The sequence below is a fragment of the Mesorhizobium sp. WSM4816 genome (genome assembly GCF_055811535.1).
Genome location: NZ_JBVVQR010000082.1, coordinates 1 through 3,219, shown reverse-complemented (window position 1 = coordinate 3,219; position 3,219 = coordinate 1). Strand labels below are relative to the sequence as shown.

Below are 3,219 nucleotides of genomic sequence, written 5' to 3'. Positions count from 1 at the left end.
ACGTCAACGACGCCCAGGTCGGTCGCCAGATCACGATCGAAGCTGGAGCGACCTACGTGTTCGACAAGGGCTACTGCCATTATGGCTGGTGGACGGCGATCGCCGAAGCCGGATCGATCTTCGTGACGCGGCCCAAATCCAACATGGGGCTGGCGCTGGTGCGCGATCGCCCTGTAGCCGAGCCGCAGGGCGACGGCTTCCTGGTTGTGGAAGACAGTGAGGTAAGCCTGGTCAGCAAGGGCGTTTTCAAGCTGCCGATGCGGCTGCGTCGCCTGCGCGTTCAGCGCGAAGAGGGCGACACCATCACGCTTTTGACCAACGATCTGGAGCGCTCCGCCGTCGAGATTGGACAGCTCTACAAAGGCCGCTGGCAAATCGAGCTTCTGTTCCGCTGGATCAAGCAGCACCTCAAGATCCGCAAGTTCCTCGGCAACAGCAGCAATGCAATCCGCCTGCAACTCTTTGCCGCAATGATCGCCTTTGCACTGCTGCGCATTATCGCGCGCACCCGCCGCGTCACTATTCCAATCTTGAGGTTCACAGAACTGGTCGCTCAATACTTGTTCGGGCGGCGGAAAATGCACACCATCGAGAAGCCGCCACCGGTCAATCCAAGCCGCCCAAGGGACCGAGCGTCTCCCAATCAGATGGCCTTCGTATATGAATAACTTTCCCCGGACAGCCCTGCGTAAACGGGGAGAAAGAAGCCGCCATCGTCGGTTTCGCCAATTGCCAACGTGCGGAAAGAGCGCCGAGGCCGCGGCCAGCCCCTTCTCCCCGTCACTATACGGGGAGAAGATGCCGGCAGGCAGATGAGGGGCAGCGCGAGGTAGGAAGGACGTCTTCGGATTTTGCTCGAAAAGACCCACTCTTCCTGAACTTGCCCCCTCACCCCATTCCCTCCACCGCTTCCGCCGACAGAAACAACAGCACCACTTCCGACATGCCGAGGAGCGGCGTAAAAGTGACGATGGTGATGCCGCCTGTCGCGTTGGTGCGGGTCAGGCCCTCGGAATAGATGTCGAGCGGTGGTTCCTCGTCGAACCAGACGCCGTGCAGCGTTTCGCCCTGCCACTTTTCGCGGCCCTTCTCAAAACTCTTGAACGACAGCACCGATTCATCGGCCTGCACATCGCCGCCGCCGCCATGGCGCACGACGACGCTGTCCAGCCCATGCGGCGCGCCGCGCCCAATGATGGTGCTGACAATGGCGTCGGCCGGGATCATGCCGGTGCCCCACGCCGCAGGCTGCTGCGGCGGGCCGACCAAAATGCGCTGCGGGTTGTCGCGCGTGCCCTCGGCGGTGACGCCGGCCGCCCACAGCCGCACGGCCGTGTCAAAAACCTTGCCTTGCCACCACTCGGGGTAGCGGCCGGTGAGATGCATCGCCCATTCGGCGCCGCCGGCCCTTGTCTTGCCGAGCTGGTTGCCGGCCATGAACAGGCGTTCTCGGTTGGCAGCACCGGCCACATGGAACTCGGCCTGTCGCGGGTAAGGCCGGTAGGCGGCAAGCTGGTTAGTGCGCCGCCTCCGGTCCAATTCCCTGAGCAGGCTCAGATACTCGGTCTTCGCCGTCGCGGCCTGGTTTTGCGAGGCCCTGTCCTGCGACGCCGGACTTTTCGAGAAACGGCCGCAGGACGGCTTCGAGGCCGCGGATGCGCTGCCTGATTTCGTCATCGCTCAGTGCTTCCAGACTGTTGATGTTGAGATGCAGATCCTTGGGCAGCACCGACAGCACGATCTTCAGATACTGATCGGGCTTTTCGGTACGAACCTCGGCGATGACGCCGGCGCCATGTGCCCGGAAATCGGCGCGGATGGCGTTCAGAAAACCATCGGCCAACGTTTTTTTCGCTCGCTTCGGCCGGCCGGAAGCCCTGGGTTCGGTCACATCAGCCGGTCCGTCGTCGAAAGGATTCTCGGCCATGGCCTACCGCGATGCTGGTGATTGGCGAAAGCCGGGGTGACATCCGATCTCCCCCAAGTGGGGGAGATATCCGGCAGGACAGAGGGGGCGCTGTCCCGCCGGCATTTGATATCGGCAACACAGGCACGAACTTGTGAGAAGGCCTGAATTAAAAAACCCGCCTCGGTGGGCGGGTCGTCGGCGCAAATCAGCACCATGACTATATTCCTAGCATAGCTGCCGTCACAAAGCAAGCGAAATCTCGCGGGCCGGCCTAAAATTCGGCCGCCCGCCGCGCTATGGTGCAGGATCGGAACCGGTGTTCGCGCGTTTGCAATTTGCCAATGGGAGCAAAGCCATGAATGTCGCCAATCTGCAACTCGAGGGCCTGCTGATGGCCGTCGCATCGATCAATCAGGTCCTTGTCCGCAAGGGCGTACTGACGGTCGAAGAGATAGACATTGCCTTGCGCAAGGCCGAAGCCAGCGAGACCAGCGAGGAGCGCTCCGAAGGCATGTCGGCGTCGAGCCGCGATGCCGTCAACTTCCCGATCCGGCTGCTGGAGCTGGCGAACCAGTGCCAGCCGGAGGCGGACATGCCGTCCTTCTCCAAGCTGGCGCGCATGGTCGGCCAGATGAAGGAACCCTACAACGACCAGATGTGACGTCGCGATCGCCTCGCCGTCCCGTATCGGAACGCCGCTTGCCAGCCGAGCTACGATCAGCTGGCCGATGCAGGCCTCCAGGTCAGCACACGGCCCGGCCCATGCACGGCGGCAAACAGCAGCCCGGCCAGGAAGGTAAAATGATCGACGAAAAAGCCGAACTCGGCCTGGTTTCCGGCCCAGTGCGACGGCCCGTGAAAGGCAAAGGCGAGGAACAGCACATAGGCGCCGGCGACAAGAGCGGCCTGCGAGAAGAAGGCGCCGGTCAGGAAGCACAGGACGAGGACGACTTCGAGCACGGCCGCGCACCAGGCCAGAAACAGCGGGAACGGAAATCCGGCGGCGACGATGTAGCCCGCGGTGGCGCCCATGTCGATGAATTTGAAGGCCACCGCCATGAGGAAGACGGCTGCGAAGATCAGGCGGCCAATTAGGATTGCCGCGGTCTGCCACGGCGGTTGAGCCGGTGATTGGGTGGTTTCCGATGACATGCCGTCCTCCAGGGTTGCGACCGATTTCGCCCCAAGGACGTTGCACCAGCCGCAAACCCGACATGCGGCGCTTCCCCTTCTCCCCAAGTGAGGGCTTTGCACGGGGGCCGAAGTTTGGCGCAGATGGCGCATGGGGCGTTTTTTGAAACGCAATCAGG

At 62.4% G+C, this 3,219-nt stretch carries 5 protein-coding genes; 2 read left to right on the top strand and 3 right to left on the bottom strand.

Going from position 1 to position 3,219, the window contains the following annotated elements; all coding sequences use genetic code 11:
* Window positions 1-668 (top strand): IS4 family transposase (locus AC0L3H_RS32855; RefSeq protein WP_473588231.1); only part of this gene is annotated, 668 nt, incomplete at its 5' end.
* A 220-nt stretch (window positions 669-888) separates the two neighbouring features.
* On the opposite strand, the gene AC0L3H_RS32850 is transcribed toward AC0L3H_RS32855, so the two are convergent.
* On the bottom strand, window positions 889-1,437 hold the full coding sequence (locus AC0L3H_RS32850) for a terminase large subunit domain-containing protein (protein WP_473588230.1): 549 nt from the start codon (window positions 1,435-1,437) through the stop codon (window positions 889-891).
* Window positions 1,438-1,516: 79 nt separating this feature from the next.
* Window positions 1,517-1,927 (bottom strand): hypothetical protein, encoded by a 411-nt coding sequence (locus AC0L3H_RS32845; protein ID WP_473588229.1) that lies wholly within the window; start codon window positions 1,925-1,927, stop codon window positions 1,517-1,519.
* A gap of 337 nt (window positions 1,928-2,264) precedes the next feature.
* On the opposite strand from AC0L3H_RS32845, the gene AC0L3H_RS32840 reads away from it, so the two are divergent.
* Entirely contained in the window at window positions 2,265-2,570 is a 306-nt protein-coding gene (locus AC0L3H_RS32840; RefSeq protein ID WP_023803842.1) for a hypothetical protein, read from the top strand.
* A 56-nt stretch (window positions 2,571-2,626) separates the two neighbouring features.
* On the opposite strand, the gene AC0L3H_RS32835 is transcribed toward AC0L3H_RS32840, so the two are convergent.
* The gene (locus AC0L3H_RS32835) at window positions 2,627-3,061 is read right to left on the bottom strand and encodes a DoxX family protein (protein ID WP_473588228.1); all 435 of its coding nucleotides are present in this window, start codon (window positions 3,059-3,061) and stop codon (window positions 2,627-2,629) included.
* Window positions 3,062-3,219 lie beyond the last annotated feature (158 nt).